Consider the following 15,906-nt stretch of genomic DNA (forward strand, 5'->3'; position numbering starts at 1 on the left):
AGTTCACCCGCGAGGGGCTCGGTGGGTTGTTCTCCCACTGGGAGATCTACGGGCTCATTATCGCGGCGATCCTCGGAACCCTGGTGCAGCAGGCGAGCTTCAACGCCGGGGCACTGGAGAACTCCTTGCCGGCGATGACTGTCGTGGAGCCGATTGTCGCGTTCGTCCTGGGCTACGCCATCCTCGGCGAACGCTTCCAGGTCGAGGGGCCCCAGTGGCTCATCATGGGTGCCGTGGTGGTGGTCATGCTGGTCTCCACCGTCGTGCTGTCGCGTAAAGGTGTCGACTGACAGTGGTCTGACAGTGGTCTGACCCGGCGCAGACGTCAGATCGCGTAGCGGAAGTCGATGAGCATCTCCCCCGACACCCAGATGCCCAGGGCGCACCACGCCACACCGGTCACGACCAGTGCCGCGATGCCGACGATGCCAACGACCCGGGACGCACCGGGCCCACCCTCCGGGGCAACGAGGTGGCCCCGGACAGCCTCGACGATGCGCACCAGGAACGGTAGCGCCAGCAGGACCACCGGCAACAGCAGCAACCGGGGGCGCGAATGCATGATCCCGTCGGACGCCAGGACCATCCCGGCGATCAGCACCGCCACCAGCCACACCGGCCAGGGAATCCAGCGGGCCACCAGTGCCCACACCGAGGCCACGCACAGCAGCGCGACCAGGACCATCGACCAACCGGCGATGGCGTAACCGGTGGCCTCCTCCCCTGCCGCCCCAGAAGACACAGGGCCGAACAGGTGCTCCCCCACCCACCGCAGGGTTGCCGCCCCGGCGTCGAAACCGGAGTCCCAGCCTCGTTCCTGGGCGGCGAAGTAGCCGCCGATCTCCGACACGGCATTGTTCGCCCACCCCAGGTAAGCGGCGATACCGAGCGAGCCGATCACCGGGGACGCCACCGCGGCGAGCACCACGCGCGGGGCCGGGGCGTCCTGCCCAGGGCCCTCAGCACCCTCAGCTCCCTCAGAACGCCGCGACCGCCAGTACCGCCAGACCTGGCACACCGCCACCGCGCACAGCACCACCACCAAGGTCACCGCGGTCAGCCGGGTCAGGCCAGCGCCCAGGACGAGAAGGCCGGCCAACAGATAACGCTGTCGCAGCAGGAAAACCAGGGCCCACACCGTCAACGCCCCGAACAGGCTCTCGGAGTAGGGCATCCAGTAGACGATCCCCATCGGCGCGCCCGCAACGAGCACTCCTACCGCTGCGGTGAGGCTGGCGGCGAAGATGTCCGACACAGGGCGGGACGACTTCTGTGACCACATGCCCAGTGCCAGGCGCGCAACGCCCCAGGTCATCAATACCGCGCATAATCCGGAGAGCATGACTGCGGCGAGGTAGGTGGCGTCCTGAACGTTCAGGACTGCCAGGGGCGCGGCGACGATCCGGAGGAGCACGGGATAGCCGGGGAAGAACGCCACCGACTCCCACTGCACCGGGTCACTCTGGGCGGCGGACATCACGAAGCCGGAGTAGCCGTGTTCCGAGATCATCGTCATCCACAGCGAATCCCACTGCAGCAGGACGTCCCGCATCGCCATGTCCCGGTGCGACCCCCAGGCCATGAGCACGGCCAACTGCACCACTCCGACCAGGACCGTCGTCGTCGCCGCGACGATCGGGACGACCGCCCGCGACAGCACGGACCCGCCGGTGCGGGAACCGGCGGACCGGTCGGCGGCAGTCGCGGTGTTCACTGTGGTCACGATTCCCGAGACTACCGCCCACCGAGCGGACACAGCAGATAAACTGGCCGGAACGAAAGGGACACCATGGCAGAGATCTACCTGGTCAGGCACGGCCAGGCAGGGCAGAACGCGCTCACGAACGCCCACGAGGGCGACTTCGAGAACGACTACGACAACCTCAGCGACCTGGGTCGACGCCAGGCGGTGGTGGCAGGACGCTCACTGGTGACGCGCGGGCAGACCGGCACCCCGGTCATCCACGGTCCGCTCAACCGGCAGCGTGACACTGCCGCGGCCATCGCCGCCGAGCTGTCGTCTGAGCCCCCGACGATCGACCACGCCTGGCGCGAGATCCGCTTCGGCGACATGCTCGCCCCCTGGCTGCGCGATGACCCGCAGCGTGCGGGACAGTTGGCACAGGCATGGAAGGGCCAGCTTGCCCCGGCAGAGACCGCATTGGTGAACCGACAGCTGCTCGCCGCGATCTCCCAATGGTCCGACGGGGAGGAGTTCGCCGCCTTCCGCGAGACGGTGCGGGCCGGTCTGGACCGGGCGGCACAGGTTGCGATGGAGAAGGGCTCGGTGGTTGTCGTCAGTTCCGGTGGCCCCATCTCCCTGTGCGCCACCGAAACCCTGCCGGGCACCCCGTGGATGACGTTGCTGCGCACCATCGCCAATGCCTCGGTCACCGTCCTGGGGGTCAAGGACAGCGATCACGGGCCGCAGGTCTCGCTGCGGTCACTCAATGAGTTCGCGCACCTGGACGAGCCGGCGGACGACGGTTCCCACCCGCTGCGCACGCTCGGCTAGGACGGGGCAGGGCGGGGACCGACCGGATGGCTAGCGTGACCGTCCGCTCATCAGCGCGTCCTTTCAGTCAGCGGGGTCGGCGGCACGCCCTTGCGGCGACGGCGTTCGGTACGCCGGATGATGCGACGGCACCGGACCTCCAGCGCCACCGTGGCGATGCCGAAGGTGCGGAAGGCCTTGTTGGTCGTCTGGCGGTGGTAGTAGCGGTAGTAGATCTGCTGGCAGATCGCGGCGAGCCGGAACAGGCCGAAGACCTCATAGAACACCCACTGGTCATCGGTGATCCCGATACCCGTCTGCGAGGCGTAGCGGGCGACGAACTCGTGGCGGGTGAACATTCCGGGCACATGGGTGGGCTGGCGGCGGAACTGCCGGATCACCCAGTCGTCGTCGGCCTGGATCCAGTAGGCCAGCGCCCCACCGAGATCCATCAACGGATCCCCGATGGTCGCCAGTTCCCAGTCCAGCAGTGCGATGGGGTCGGTGGAGTCCTCCGGGTTCAGGACGATGTTGTCCAGCCGGAAGTCGTTGTGGATCAGCACGGACCCGACATCGGCGGGTTCATTGATCCGCAGCCAGTCCATGACCTTCCTGAAAGAGCCGACGTTGGGTGTCCGGGCGGCGGTGTATCGTTTCGCCCAGCCCTCCACCTGCCGGTCGATGTAGCCCTCGCCCTTGTTGAGGTCGTCGAGGCCGGTCTCGTCGACCGGCACACGGTGCAGGTCGACCAGCAGATCCACGAAGTTCTCGCACAGGGTCGTGACGTCCGCCGCCGAATGGGGGCCTTCCGGGGGAAGCTCCTGGCGCGGAATCGGCCCGGAGATCCGCTCCATGACATAGAAGCTGCTGCCGATGACGCTCTCGTCCTCGCACAGGGCGACGGTGGCGGGCACCGGCGGGAAGTGCGAACGCAGTGCGGTCTGGATCCGGTACTCGCGCCCCATGTTGTGCGCGCCCTTCGACTTCGTACCGCCGGGTGGGCGCCGGAGGATCAGTTCGGTGCCCTGCGAATAGGTCAGCAGGTAGGTGAGGTTGGACGCTCCGCCGGCGAACTGGCGGACCTCGGGTGTGCCGTCGATGGAGTCGGCCCACTCCGGTGAGGCGTTGTCGCGCAGCCAGTCGGCCAGCGCCTCCACGTCGAAGGCGTCCTCCTCACGGACCTCGCGGGCCTGTGACCTGGACGGGGTCGTGGTGCTGTCGGATGTCTCACTCATGTCAGTCTCCTCACGATGGACAACGGCAGGATGCGCATCGCCACGCCGAGTGGCGCCCACGGCCAGGCTGGCACGTAAGCCTTGATGCGGCGCTTCTCGATGGCCTGCACGATGGCGGTGACACCGGTTGTTGTGTCGACCAGGTACGGGGTCTTGTCGCGGACGTTCGCGTTCATCTCCGAGGCGATGTAGCCGGGGTAGATCGTCGAGACGTCCACCCCCTTGATCTGTTCGGCGCGCACGCCCTCGACGATGGCGGCCACGCCCGCCTTGCTGGCGGCGTAGGTCGTCATCGCCCGGCGCATGCCGCGCAGTGCCGACATGGAGGACATCACCACCAGGTGGCCGGAGCCCTGCCTGCGGAAGATCTCCAGTGCGGCATCGGCCTGGGCGAGTACGCCGAGGAAGTTGGTGCGTGCGGTGATCTCGTTGCGGGTCCACCCGCCGGTGCCCAGCGCTTTACCCTCGCCGCTACCGGCGTTGGCGATGATCCGGTCGATACCGCCGAGTTCCGCGTCGAGCTCGGCGAATACGGTGTGGACGGCCTCGCCGTCAGTGACGTCGAGCGCCGCGGTCACCACGGTGACCCCGGGGTGGGACGCTGTGATCTCGGCGCGCAGTTCCTCCAGACGCTCGACGCGTCGGGCCGCAAGGCCCAGGTCGTAGCCGAGGGCGGCGAACTGTCGCGCCATCTCCTCACCGAGCCCGGAACTGGCGCCGGTGATGATGATCGAACCTTGACGGGTCATCGTTTGCCTCCCTTCGTGCTACTGCGCGACACGTATTTACCCAGTTCGATGCGGGCGACGGTACCCAGGTGCACCTCATCCGGCCCGTCGGCCAGCCGCAGCGCCCGCGCCGAGGTCCACGCCCCGGCAAGCGGGAAGTCGCTGCTGAGCCCACCGCCGCCGTGCAGCTGGATGGCGAGGTCGATGACCTCCTGCGCCATGATCGGCACCGCAGCCTTGATCTGGGCGACCTCGGACAGGGCGTTGCGCGGCCCGCCCTGATCCAGCTTCCATGCGGTGTTCAGCACCAGCAGGCGGGCGGAATCGATCTGTATACGTGCCTTGGCGATCCGCTCCCGGTTGCCGCCCAGCGCGACCAGTGGCTTACCGAAGGCCTGGCGCTGCAGACCACGCTGGCAGGCCAGTTCCAGGGACTTCTCCGCCAATCCGATCAGCCGCATGCAATGGTGCACCCGGCCCGGGCCGAGACGCCCCTGTGCGATCTCGGCGGCACGGCCCGGCCCGGCGATGACGTTCTCGGCCGGAACCCGCACATCGGTGAAGCTGACTTCGCCGTGACCGTAGGGCTCGTCGCGGAAGCCCATGGTGTCGAGCAGTCGCTCGACCTTCACGCCCTCGGTGTCGGTGGGGACCAGGATCATCGAGTGGCGACGGTGCCGGTCGGCCTCCGGGTCGGTCAGGGCCATGACCAGCAACACCTTGCAGTCGGGGTGTCCGATTCCGGTGGACCACCACTTACGCCCGTTGAGGACGTAGTCCCCGCTGCCGTCCCCGTCACGGACGGCGGTCAGCTCCATATTCGTCGCGTCGGATGACGCGACCCCCGGCTCGGTCATGCAGAAGGCGCTGCGGATCTCACCGCTGAGCAGCGGGTCCAGCCATTGCTCCTGCTGCTGTGCGGAGCCGTACTTCAACAGCACCTCGGCGTTTCCGGTGTCAGGGGCATTACAGTTGAAGATGTAGGGGGCCAGGGCGGAGCGTCCCATCGCCTCGGCGACCGGGGCATAGTCCACATTGGACAACCCGGTGCCGCCACGGGTGCCGTAGCGTTCGGCGTAGGGGCCCTCGTGTCCTTCCGGCAGGAAGAGGTTCCACAGTCCCTCCTCCTTGGCCTTGACGCGGAGCTCGGTCATCACCGGCAACGGTTGCCAGGGGTCCTTCGCGGCGTCGCCGGAGTCCCGCCGCGCGGCGATCTCGGCGTGGTAGTCGGCTTCGACGGGGTCGATGTGGGTGGCCATGAATGTCGTGACCGCCTCAGTGAGTTCGGCGGCTCGTGGTGATGGGGAGAAGTCCATGCCCCGAAACTAACCGAGTGTGAGCTATACCACTTGATGAATTACGCCATTCTTTTGATAATTTCCGCCATCCGGGGCACAGTCGCCACCATGGCTTGGGTACGGTCCGCCGGGCTCCGGGGAGTCCGGGAGACAATCAGTGAACTCGGCGGCGACGCCGACGACCTGGCATCCGACTGCGCCCTGCCCGCCGGAGCCCTCGACAGCGACGAGATGCTGGTCCGTGACTCGGCGATCGCCTCCCTGCTGGAACTCGCCGCCACACGACTCGCTTGCGTCGACTTCGGTCTGCGCGTCGCCGAGAAGCAGGACCTCACCCTGCTCGGCCCCGTCGCCCTGGCGCTGCGCAACTCCCCCTCGATCGCCGAGGCTCTGGACTGCACCGGACGATACATGTTCGTCCACGCCCGTGGACTCAGCGTCACCCTGATCCCGGACCCCTACGACGACCCGGACGTCATCGGCTGCCGCTACGGCTACCCCCGCGGCATCACCGTCCCACCCCAGAGCGTGGACATGGGACTGCTGTTCCTCCACCGGGCGATCATCTACCTCGCCGGTGGCACCAGCTACGGGCTGCGCGGGGTGGACCTGCCCCACTCACCGCAGGCACCGTTGACCCGCTACGAGGACGCCTTCGGCGCCCGCGTCATCCCGGGACGACAGGACGCCGTCCTACGCCTGCCGTGTTCCCTGCCCCCGCAGCCGATCGCCGCCCGCGACCCGGTGGCGCACGCACTGGCCCTCGCCCACCTGCGGGAACAGCACGCACCCGGAACCCAGGTGACCTCCCAAACCAGGAATTTCCTGCGGCAGTCTCTGGGCACCGTCCCGACCTCCCTCAGCGACACCGCGCGGATGCTCGGCATGTCACCGCGTTCCCTGCAGCGGCATCTGGCGGCAGAGACAGGTCAGAGCTACGGGGACATCCTCGACACCGTCCGACGCGACCGCGTCCTCACCCTGCTGACGACCACCGAGCTCCCCATGACGCAGATCGCCTACGCCGTCGGCCTCACCAGCCAGGCCACGTTGAGCCGTTATGCACGCCGGTGGTGGCAGGCCACTCCCCGCGACATCCGCGCCCGGCACCCCCACGCCCAGTAACCCCGGTCACAGTTCCGGTTGCAGCATTCCCGAATCACCGTGTTAGTCTTGTCGACATGAATAACTCGCGCGCGCAGCTTCTCCTTCTCTGCCGCGGCGGGGTCAGGTTCTAAAAGCCGACCGGCTCCCCGTCGCGGAGTTGAGTCGTGCCGGTCGGTGTCGAAAATATCGTCCACACCAGACGCATACCCTGCGTCACACCAGCACAGGAGCACACCATGACCCCCGCAGATTCCTTCATCTCCGCCCCCGCCCGGATCGACACCCCGGCCGGCGAGATCCCCGAAGGCCAGCCCGGCTGGAACAAGCAGCGTCCGACCCAGATGCCGGTACACCGCTACCAGCCGCACTTCACCGAGGTCGAGCGCTTCCAGCTGCCCGACCGCACCTGGCCCGACAAGGTCATCGACAAGGCCCCCCAGTGGTGCGCCGTCGACCTGCGTGACGGCAACCAGGCCCTGATCGACCCGATGAGCCCGGAGCGCAAGCGGCGCATGTTCGAGCTGCTGGTCAAGATGGGCTACAAGGAGATCGAGGTCGGCTTCCCCTCTGCCTCCCAGACCGACTTCGACTTCGTCCGCGAGATCATCGAGAAGAACATGATCCCCGACGACGTCACCATCCAGGTCCTGGTCCAGGCCCGCGAGCACCTGATCCGCCGCACCTTCGAAGCCTGCGAGGGCGCGAAGAACGTCATCGTGCACTTCTACAACTCCACCTCGATCCTGCAGCGCAAGGTGGTCTTCCGGAAGGACAAGCCGGCGATCAAGCAGCTGGCCACCGACGCCGCGCACCTGATCAAGGAGATCGCCGTCGACTACCCGGACACCAACTGGCGTTGGGAGTACTCCCCGGAGTCCTACACCGGCACCGAGGTGGAGTTCGCCAAGGAGGTCTGTGACGAGGTCATCGAGATCATGGACCCGAACCCGGACAACCCCATGATCATCAACCTGCCGTCCACCGTCGAGATGATCACCCCGAACGTCTACGCCGACACCATCGAGTGGATGCACCGCAACATCTCCCGCCGTGACTCGGTGCTGCTGTCCCTGCACCCGCACAACGACCGTGGCACCGGCGTGGCCACCGCCGAGCTGGGCTACATGGCCGGCGCGGACCGCATCGAGGGCTGCCTGTTCGGCAACGGCGAGCGCACCGGCAACGTCGACCTGGTCACCCTGGGGCTGAACATGTTCACCCAGGGTGTGGACCCGCAGATCGACTTCTCCGACATCGAGGAGATCCGCCGCACGGTGGAGTACTGCAACCAGCTGGAGGTCCACGAGCGCGCCCCCTATGGCGGCGACCTGGTCTTCACCGCGTTCTCCGGCTCCCACCAGGACGCCATCAACAAGGGCATGGACTACATGGCCGATGAGGCGCACCCGGGCGCGCACGCCAACGAGATCAGCGACGAGGAGTTCGCCAAGATCATCTGGGAGGTCCCCTACCTGCCCATCGACCCGAAGGACATCGGTCGTAGCTACGAGGCCGTGATCCGGGTGAACTCGCAGTCCGGCAAGGGCGGCGTGGCCTACATCATGAAGACCGACCACGGTGTGGACATGCCGCGTCCGATGCAGGTCGAGTTCTCCGCCGTCGTCCAGGCCGTCACCGACTCCGAGGGCGGCGAGGTCAACTCCAAGGCCATGTGGGACATCTTCACCGGCGAGTACCTGGACCGCGCCACCCCGCTGGAGCAGATCTCGGTGACCGTCGACGGTCCGCAGACCGAGGGCTCGGAGACCAAGGTCACCGCGGAGATCGAGTGGCAGGGCGAGCACAAGACCATCCAGGGTCGTGGCAATGGCCCGCTGGCCGCATACGCCCAGGCGCTGGAGGCGCTCGGCGTGGACTTCGAGGTGCAGGAGTACTCCCAGCACGCCCGCACCGCCGGTGATGACGCCGAGGCCGCCGCCTACACCCTGGCCGAGGTCAACGGCCAGAAGGTCTGGGGTGTCGGCATCGCCAGCTCCATCACCTACGCCTCGCTGAAGGCGATGACTTCCGCGGTCAACCGGGCCTACACCAACGAGGCCTCCGTCCTGGCCGGCGGCGTGTAGGACGCACCATTCAGGACGCAGCGTCCTGAACCGGTCACAGGGAGGCACCACCGTGCCTCCCTGTTTTGCTGTCCGCTTGCTGTCGCCGCTTGTCGTCCCGGGCCCTGCGGTGTTCCTCCAAGTCCACTTTCTGCTCGATCCGTGGCACGGAAACATGGATTAGTGGACCCGGAGGAACACGCCCGCAACTCACATGGAAAGACAACAGGATTCCTCCCCCTCACCACCCCCGGATATGCCAGAGGAGAGCACCGGGGATGGCCGACAAAAACACACCTTTACCTGGATTGAGATAACAGCTGAACCATCATGCCACTGATTGGTCGAGCGCCTGTGTGGACCGAGGGCAGACCGCGGTCATAGGGTGGGCTGAGAGACGTTTCACCCCCAAGACGAGGCACCTGATCATGGGCTATCTGCCCGATATCCCCCGTATCCTCACGTCCGCCGGACTGCTCACCGCCGCTCTCGTCGTCGGAGGCTCCCTGTCCCCCATGGCAGACACACCGACAGCCAGCGCCGCCCCCAGCGGAAACATCGTGACCTTCGGGGGTTCTTTCACCTCGAACCCCGACCAGGTCAGGAACACGTTCCGCGGTGCCGGCGGCGAACTCGGCGAGTGGGCCCGGGACTACCCGGCCACCGCCGGCTGCCTGCAGGCCCCCAACAACTGGCCACGCAAGCTCGCCCACGCCACCGGACGCCACGTCGACGACTGGTCCTGCACCGCGCAGACCTCCGGTTCTCTGGTGGGACGCGTCAACCATGCCATCCGCTCAGGTGCGGTCCACAATGACTCGACCGTGGTCATCTCCACCGGACTCAACGACTTCGGCAGCTTCGGTGCCGTAGACAACCAGAATCTCGCCTTGTTCGATCCGCCCGCCGTCGCCCGGGACTTCACGGCGAACATGCGCACCGTCGCCGACCGGATCCGCTCGCACGCCCCCGACGCTCACATCGTGATGACCGGTTCCCTGCCCACCGTCGACCGGGCGAACACCACATTCTGTGCACTCAACGTCGTTCCGGACTTCCCCCTGGGCGCGCCGGTACCGGTGCTGCGTGATGTCGAGAACTGGAACCGCGACAACCAACGGTCAGCTGCCGCGGAGATGGGCGCCGATTTCGTGGAGATCATGGACTGCGCCCGCGGACATGACACCTGTGCCCCCGACCAGGCCCGGTATGTCGCAGGGATCATCGACACCACCACCCCGGACTACAACATGGCCTTCCACCCCTCGGACGCAGGCTCACAGTACGTGGCGAACACCGTCGCCGGTCGCCTCTGATCCGGGGTCGGGACCGTCCCCTCATGTCGCTTAGGCGGGTTGCGCCGCGGAAAGTATGATGGCTCCATGACTTCCTCCGGCTCCAGCTCTCCCGACCCCTCGGGCGACACCCCGTCCGACGCACAGGGAGCAGCAAACCCGGATTCCGGAACCTCTCCCAGCTCCCGGCGCCGTCGGCGCCGCCAGGTCCACCGCCGGGCCGCACCGCCGTCCCAGCAGACCCGCGAGCGTGCCGAGTCGCTGGCCGCGTCCCGCCAGGCGGATACCCAGGCTGACCAGGATCACGACACCGGCTCGGACGTCTCTGCAGACAGTGCCGCCGACGCCACCGACACCGTTGACGTCCCCGGCACCAGCGATAACGGTCGCCTGTCCAACGGCCGGGGCCGTACCCTGCCCAAGACCTTCCACGGCACCCTGCCGTCGGCGCAGGACGCACCGTTCGTGGAGATCACCGTCGCCACGTCCGGCATCCACCCCTCGACCTCCCGCCTGGTGGCCTTCGCCGCCACCCTGCACACCGCCGACGGCGGGCGGGTGAGCATCGACGGTAACCGTCCGGCCTCCGCCGACCCCCGCTCGACACACGGCGGGGATCCCGCAGCCAACACCGTCACCGGCATCGTCCAGCAGGTCAACCCCGGCGAGGACCCCGGCCCCTGGCACCTTCACGGCTACTCCCACGCGGACCTGGGCCAGGCCCCCGGCTTCGCCACCATCGCACCGCTGCTGTTCGACCTCATCGAGGGCCGGACGCTGATCTGCCACAACGCCGCACTGACCTGGGGGTTCCTGCAGTACGAGTACCGGCGCGCCCAGCGTGCCTCCAACCGCGGCACCCAGCGCGGCAACTCTCGCGGACGCCGGCGTGGGCAGCGCAAGCCGAAGAAGATCGCCGTGCCGGTACCTGCCTCGATCATCGACACCCTCGGCACCGCCCGGCGTCAGGCATCCACCAGCGAGGATCCACGGCTGCGCAGCATCGCCGCCGAGCACGTCCGCGACCACGGGCTCAGCCTTCCGCAGGACGCCCTGCCGCAGGTCGGCGCCCAGGCCAGCAACGAGCGCGCCGACCTCATCGCCGACGACCTCCTGCTCGCCGACAACCGGCTCCTCTTCCCGCTGTACACCACCCAGCGCGGTCTCGCGGAGGGGCACGCGGACAATGAGCCGGGTGGGCTGTCGGTCATCGACCCCGCTGATCTCACCGCCGACCGGTTCGGACTGCAGCGCAGCACCATCCGGGTGGACGCCACGTCCTCCCCGCGTCCCTTCGGCAACCCCGGCACCCCGCAGGACGGCAAGTTCGTCGAGGGGATGGAGGTCGTGGTCAGCCCCGATGTCGGCACCGACCCGGATGTGCTGATCAGCGCGGCAATGCGCGCCGGTCTGGTCTATAGCGAGAAGCTCAACCGCACCTCGTCGCTGGTGGTCTGCAATGCCAACCACCCGCTGCGTGGCAAGGCGATGCACGGCGAGCGTAAGAACATCCCGCTGTACACCGACGAGGAGTTCCTCGAGGCCCTCGCCGATGTGGCCCCCGGCTCCACGGAGGTCCGCGGGCCCGAGGCACGTCCGGCGACACCACGGATTCCGCCGCCGCAGCAGGGCAACCGGAACCGCAAGCGCAAGCGCGGCGGGAATGGCTCCGGAAACGGCGGCGGCAACGGTGGCAACGGCGGTGGCGGCGGTGGCGGCGGCCGGAACCGGCAGCGCTCCGGCGGTGGCCGTCCCAAGGAGGGCCAGCAGGGCCAGCAGGGCCAGCAGGGTCAGGGGCCCGGCCAGAAGTCAGGCCAGAAGCAGGGCCAGCAGGGTCAGGGTTCCGGCCAGAAGTCGGGCCAGAAGTCGGGCCAGGGCCAGAACGCAACGTCCAACCCGTCCTCGTCAAGCCGGCGCCGTCGCCGTCGCGGCTCCGGGAAGAACCACCACACCAACCAGAATCAGGGGTAATCCACACATGGGACTGATGACCACAGTGGCCATCCGCGCCGCCGACCTGGCGACCTGGGTCTCCAGGAAGACCGGCCGGGGCTCCGGCGGGATGATCGGCGGCATGGTCGCCAACTTCCTCGACCCGAAACTGATGGAACAGCTCGGCGGATCCCGCCCCTGTGTCATCGTCACCGGGACCAACGGCAAATCCACCACCACCCGGATGCTCGCCGAAGCGACCCGCTCCCTGGGCACTGTCGCCACCAACGAGGGCGGCGACAACATGGACGCCGGAGTCATCTCCGCCCTGCTGGCCGGCCGTCACGCCGACCGCATCGTGCTCGAAGTCGACGAACTGCACGTCCCGGCCATCGCCGAGAAGCTCGACGCCTCCGTCCTGGTGCTGCTCAACCTGTCCCGCGACCAACTCGACCGCGTCGGCGAGATCAACAAGATCGAGCAGGTACTGCGCGCCGCGGTGGCCAAGCGTCCCGACATGACCATCATCGCCAACTGCGACGACGTCCAGGTCACCTCCGTGGCCTGGGACTGCCCGAACGTCGTGTGGGTCTCCGCCGGGGTCGGCTTCACCGGGGATTCGACGTCCTGCCCGCGCACCGGTGGCGCGGTGGTGCGCACCGAGAACGCCGACGGCACCCCCGACTGGTACGCCGTGAAGAAACTGCCCGACGGCCGTGAGTTCCGCCGCCCGACCCCCACCTGGACCATTGACGCCGAGGGCCTGACCACCCCTGACGGCGAACAGCTGCCCATGACCCTGAAGCTACCGGGCAACGCCAACCGTGGCAACGCCACCCAGGCCATCGCCGCCGCCGTGGCACTCGGCGTGGACGAGAACCAGGCGCTCGCCGCCGCCGAGCGGGTCGACGACGTCGCCGGACGCTACTCCACCGTCACCTTCGAGGGACGCGAGATCCACCTGTTGCTGGCCAAGAACCCGGCCGGCTGGCAGGAGGCGCTGTCGATGGTCGACCGCTCCGCCGACGGCCTGGTCATCGCCGTCAACGGCCAGGTCGCCGACGGCACCGACCTGTCCTGGCTGTGGGACGTCACCTTCGAGGACTTCGACGACCTCACCGTCGTCGCCGCCGGTGAGCGCAGTGCCGACCTGGCCGTCCGACTCGGTTACGCCGCCGTGGACCACCACACCGTGCCCGACACCATCGCCGCTCTGCGGGCCTGCCCACCCGGGCGGGTCGAGGTGCTGGCGAACTACACCGCCTTCCGCGACCTGCGCAAGAACCTGGCCCGGGAGCTGCAGAAGGCCTCCTCGAATGCCGCCCCGAAGGAGAACGACAAGTGAACGACGCCACCCTGAACATCGGCCTCGTCCTGCCGGACGTCCTGGGCACCTATGGTGACGACGGCAATGCCCTCGTCCTGCGCCAGCGCGCCCGGATGCGCGGCATCACCGCCGAGATCCACCGCATCACCCTCGACGACGGCGTGCCCGAGACCCTCGACGTCTACACCGTCGGCGGTGGCGAGGACGTCGCCCAGACCCTCGCCGCCGAGCACCTCATCGCCGACGGTGCGATGACCCGCGCCGTCACCGCCGGACACCCCGTCCTGGCCATCTGTGCGGGCCTGCAGGTATTCGGTAACTCCTTCAACGCCGCCGGACGCACCGTCGACGGGCTGGGCCTGTTGGACGCCACGACGTCCTCCCTGCAAGAGCGCACCATCGGTGAGTTGCACTCCGACCCGAACCTCAAGGGCTTCGGGCTGACCCCCGGATCGCTGGCCGGTGCCGGTGTGCTGACCGAGCCGCTGACCGGCTTCGCCAACCACCAGGGCGCGACCCTGCTCGGCCCCGACGCCGCCCCCCTGGGCTACGTGACCGAAGGCGTGGGCAACACCGACGCCCACGGTGCACTGTCCGGCGGTCTGGGCCACGACCGGGCAGCCAAGGAGGTCTACTTCGAGGGTGCCGTGCAGGGCTCGCTGGTGGCGACCTACATGCACGGTCCGGTGCTCGCGCGGAACCCGCAGCTGGCGGACACCCTGCTGGCCGCGGCGATGGACACCACCGTCGACCAGCTCCCCGACATGCAGGGGCAGTTCGCCGAACAGCTCGACGCCGAGGTGAAGCAGTTGCGCTCGGAGCGTCTCGCGGTGACCGGCCGGACGCGATGAGTCACGGTTGAGCACGGTTGAGCAGGGTTGAGCAGGGTTAGGCACGGATAGGGGCCCACCGTGGATTTCGTCGATCCTTCAGTCCGCGCGGTCTACGACATACTCGACCTGATCGGGGTTGTCCTCTACGGGATGATCGGCGCGATGATCGCCCGGTCCCGCAATCTCGACGTCATCGGGGTGGTCTTCCTCGCGATCATCACGGCCCTCGGTGGCGGCATGATCCGTGACCTGCTCATCGACAACGGCCCACCTGCGGCGATGCAGGACCCGCGCTACTTCGGCATGGCGTTGCTCGGCGCGCTGGTGTCGCTTTTGATCCACATGAACTCGCGCAGCTGGGAAGTGCTGCGGGTCCATGGTGACGCGGTGGTGCTGGGCGTCTGGGCTGCGGTGGGTTCATCGAAAGCCCTGGCCAGTGGCCTGCCGTGGTCGTCGGCGCTGTTCCTCGGGGTGCTGACCGTGGTCGGCGGTGGCATGATCCGTGACGTGATGACCGGGTCGGTCCCGGCGATCTTCGGCGGAGCGACGTTGTATGCCACCCCGGCGGCACTGACCGCGGCGATCATGGTCGCCCTGGACGAGGTGCAGAAGACCGGTGTGACCGGGGACTTCCCGCTGATCCTGGTGGGGCTGGTCGTCGCTCCGTGCATCGGTGCCGGAGTGATGATCGCCGCCTACTGGCGGGGTTGGGTACTGCCGGGCACGCAGGATCTGTCGTGGGCCGCGCAGCGCAAGCTCCGTCAGCCGATGACCCTGGCGCGCGACATGAGCCGGCAGCGGTTGCGACTGCGTCGACGTCGCGCCGACAAGATTGTCGAGGAGATTGAGGTCGCTGAGGACGCTGAAGGCACTGCGGGCACCTATGGGTCCGACAGCACCGACAACGCCGACCGCCCGACCGGCGGCGCAGACGGGACCGGGCGTCCCGACGACAGCGCGCCCGGTGGCGCGACTCCCCCGTCAGCAGGGTGAGCGGTAGGACGCCTGGTTGTCCAGCACACGCGAATAGCCACCGCCGGCTGCTTCGGCGGCGCACAGGCCGCTGACATCCTGGCCGTAGTCGACAACGACGGCGTAGACCTGCGCCCCGTCGACCTCGGACCGCAACGACGCGCACGTCCCCGGATCCAGCACCACGGTTCCGGGGTCGGGCCCGGCGCCGCCGGCGGTTGTCCCCATGTGTTGCTCACTGGCGTCTCCCTCGTATCGTCTGATCAACCGGGGATTTTACCATCGGACCAGGAGTTTCCCGGTCAAGGAGTACGGTGCGCCGGTGGGTCAGACGCCATACGCAGCACGGGCTCCGGGAAACCCGGCGCGGACGGCACGCCGCTGGACCATCGCGACGATCTCGAACCGCGTGGCCTGGTCCCGTTCACCCGCCGCACCGTCCGCGTCGAGGCGTTCTGGGTGCTCTGTCCGTCCGGTGCGTCCGGCGCGCCCGCCCTGCGATGAGTCGCCCCTCTTCTTCAGGACGCTACGGAACCGGTGCCTCAGCCCCGGACGTCCCTCCCTGTCTTCGTTGTTGTCCATCTGTGTCCTTCCGGTGTCTCTCGGTGTCTGGCGATGACAC

At 68.0% G+C, this 15,906-nt stretch carries 15 protein-coding genes; 9 read left to right on the forward strand and 6 right to left on the reverse strand.

The genetic code is table 11. The features are described 5' to 3' along the window. Nucleotides 1-290, forward strand: a 290-nt coding sequence (locus ACTXPP_RS02805; protein WP_443340792.1) for a DMT family transporter, incomplete at its 5' end; no start/stop codon positions are given. Between the two features lie 35 nt (nt 291-325). On the opposite strand, the gene ACTXPP_RS02810 is transcribed toward ACTXPP_RS02805, so the two are convergent. Beyond that, nucleotides 326-1,723 (reverse strand): putative hexosyltransferase, encoded by a 1,398-nt coding sequence (locus ACTXPP_RS02810; protein WP_443340793.1) that lies wholly within the window; start codon nt 1,721-1,723, stop codon nt 326-328. 66 nt (nt 1,724-1,789) lie between these two features. On the opposite strand from ACTXPP_RS02810, the gene ACTXPP_RS02815 reads away from it, so the two are divergent. After that, nucleotides 1,790-2,515, forward strand: coding sequence for a histidine phosphatase family protein (locus ACTXPP_RS02815; protein WP_443340794.1), 726 nt, complete (start codon nt 1,790-1,792; stop codon nt 2,513-2,515). Nucleotides 2,516-2,565: 50 nt separating this feature from the next. Here the strand turns inward: ACTXPP_RS02815 and ACTXPP_RS02820 are convergent, their stop codons facing one another. The 3 genes from ACTXPP_RS02820 to ACTXPP_RS02830 are packed head-to-tail and all read right to left on the reverse strand — an operon-like array spanning nt 2,566 to nt 5,773. Beyond that, complete coding sequence (locus ACTXPP_RS02820; protein WP_443340795.1) at nt 2,566-3,729, reverse strand: phosphotransferase family protein; 1,164 nt, start codon at nt 3,727-3,729, stop codon at nt 2,566-2,568. Then, complete coding sequence (locus ACTXPP_RS02825) at nt 3,726-4,478, reverse strand: SDR family oxidoreductase (protein WP_443340797.1); 753 nt, start codon at nt 4,476-4,478, stop codon at nt 3,726-3,728. Before ACTXPP_RS02825 ends, ACTXPP_RS02820 begins: the two co-directional genes overlap by 4 nt. Further along, entirely contained in the window at nt 4,475-5,773 is a 1,299-nt protein-coding gene (locus tag ACTXPP_RS02830; protein WP_443340798.1) for an acyl-CoA dehydrogenase family protein, read from the reverse strand. The genes ACTXPP_RS02825 and ACTXPP_RS02830 overlap by 4 nt, the downstream gene beginning before the upstream one ends. Nucleotides 5,774-5,863: 90 nt before the next feature. Here ACTXPP_RS02830 and ACTXPP_RS02835 point away from each other — a divergent pair, with 90 nt between their 5' ends. The 7 genes from ACTXPP_RS02835 to ACTXPP_RS02865 all read left to right on the forward strand — a co-directional run bounded on the left by ACTXPP_RS02835 (nt 5,864) and on the right by ACTXPP_RS02865 (nt 15,305). Beyond that, nucleotides 5,864-6,880 (forward strand): AraC family transcriptional regulator, encoded by a 1,017-nt coding sequence (locus ACTXPP_RS02835; protein WP_301497446.1) that lies wholly within the window; start codon nt 5,864-5,866, stop codon nt 6,878-6,880. A gap of 218 nt (nt 6,881-7,098) precedes the next feature. After that, nucleotides 7,099-8,946 (forward strand): 2-isopropylmalate synthase, encoded by a 1,848-nt coding sequence (gene leuA / locus ACTXPP_RS02840; RefSeq protein WP_443340799.1) that lies wholly within the window; start codon nt 7,099-7,101, stop codon nt 8,944-8,946. Between the two features lie 407 nt (nt 8,947-9,353). Next, nucleotides 9,354-10,241, forward strand: coding sequence for a GDSL-type esterase/lipase family protein (locus tag ACTXPP_RS02845; protein WP_443340801.1), 888 nt, complete (start codon nt 9,354-9,356; stop codon nt 10,239-10,241). Nucleotides 10,242-10,307: 66 nt separating this feature from the next. Then, a complete protein-coding gene (locus tag ACTXPP_RS02850) occupies nt 10,308-12,191 on the forward strand; it encodes a DNA polymerase III subunit epsilon (RefSeq protein ID WP_443340804.1) in 1,884 nt (627 codons plus the stop codon). 7 nt (nt 12,192-12,198) lie between these two features. After that, nucleotides 12,199-13,497 carry a MurT ligase domain-containing protein gene (locus tag ACTXPP_RS02855; RefSeq protein ID WP_301497065.1) on the forward strand — a complete coding sequence of 433 codons (1,299 nt, stop codon included), beginning with the start codon at nt 12,199-12,201 and terminating at the stop codon, nt 13,495-13,497. Continuing rightward, nucleotides 13,494-14,330 carry a type 1 glutamine amidotransferase gene (locus ACTXPP_RS02860; protein ID WP_301497067.1) on the forward strand — a complete coding sequence of 279 codons (837 nt, stop codon included), beginning with the start codon at nt 13,494-13,496 and terminating at the stop codon, nt 14,328-14,330. The genes ACTXPP_RS02855 and ACTXPP_RS02860 overlap by 4 nt, the downstream gene beginning before the upstream one ends. Before the next feature lie 60 nt (nt 14,331-14,390). After that, a complete protein-coding gene (locus ACTXPP_RS02865; protein WP_443340806.1) occupies nt 14,391-15,305 on the forward strand; it encodes a trimeric intracellular cation channel family protein in 915 nt (304 codons plus the stop codon). On the opposite strand, the gene ACTXPP_RS02870 is transcribed toward ACTXPP_RS02865, so the two are convergent. Both ACTXPP_RS02870 and ACTXPP_RS02875 read right to left on the reverse strand, forming a co-directional pair. Beyond that, on the reverse strand, nt 15,294-15,512 hold the full coding sequence (locus ACTXPP_RS02870) for a hypothetical protein (RefSeq protein WP_301497070.1): 219 nt from the start codon (nt 15,510-15,512) through the stop codon (nt 15,294-15,296). The genes ACTXPP_RS02865 and ACTXPP_RS02870 overlap by 12 nt on opposite strands. A gap of 99 nt (nt 15,513-15,611) precedes the next feature. Next, nucleotides 15,612-15,866 (reverse strand): hypothetical protein, encoded by a 255-nt coding sequence (locus ACTXPP_RS02875; RefSeq protein ID WP_301520484.1) that lies wholly within the window; start codon nt 15,864-15,866, stop codon nt 15,612-15,614. Between the last annotated feature and the right edge of the window lie 40 nt (nt 15,867-15,906).

The organism is Candidatus Corynebacterium faecigallinarum (assembly GCF_052264515.1).
Classification (GTDB): Bacteria; Actinomycetota; Actinomycetes; order Mycobacteriales; family Mycobacteriaceae; genus Corynebacterium; species Corynebacterium faecigallinarum.

Excerpts from the sequence above, each read along its gene's own strand:
- ACTXPP_RS02815 (WP_443340794.1), top strand. The coding sequence starts at position 1,790 with ATGGCAGAGATCTACCTGGTCAGGCACGGCCAGGCAGGGCAGAACGCG.
- ACTXPP_RS02820 (WP_443340795.1), bottom strand. The coding sequence starts at position 3,729 with ATGAGTGAGACATCCGACAGCACCACGACCCCGTCCAGGTCACAGGCC.
- ACTXPP_RS02825 (WP_443340797.1), bottom strand. The coding sequence starts at position 4,478 with ATGACCCGTCAAGGTTCGATCATCATCACCGGCGCCAGTTCCGGGCTC.
- ACTXPP_RS02830 (WP_443340798.1), bottom strand. The coding sequence starts at position 5,773 with ATGGACTTCTCCCCATCACCACGAGCCGCCGAACTCACTGAGGCGGTC.
- ACTXPP_RS02835 (WP_301497446.1), top strand. The coding sequence starts at position 5,864 with ATGGCTTGGGTACGGTCCGCCGGGCTCCGGGGAGTCCGGGAGACAATC.
- leuA (WP_443340799.1), top strand. The coding sequence starts at position 7,099 with ATGACCCCCGCAGATTCCTTCATCTCCGCCCCCGCCCGGATCGACACC.
- ACTXPP_RS02845 (WP_443340801.1), top strand. The coding sequence starts at position 9,354 with ATGGGCTATCTGCCCGATATCCCCCGTATCCTCACGTCCGCCGGACTG.
- ACTXPP_RS02850 (WP_443340804.1), top strand. The coding sequence starts at position 10,308 with ATGACTTCCTCCGGCTCCAGCTCTCCCGACCCCTCGGGCGACACCCCG.
- ACTXPP_RS02855 (WP_301497065.1), top strand. The coding sequence starts at position 12,199 with ATGGGACTGATGACCACAGTGGCCATCCGCGCCGCCGACCTGGCGACC.
- ACTXPP_RS02870 (WP_301497070.1), bottom strand. The coding sequence starts at position 15,512 with ATGGGGACAACCGCCGGCGGCGCCGGGCCCGACCCCGGAACCGTGGTG.
- ACTXPP_RS02875 (WP_301520484.1), bottom strand. The coding sequence starts at position 15,866 with ATGGACAACAACGAAGACAGGGAGGGACGTCCGGGGCTGAGGCACCGG.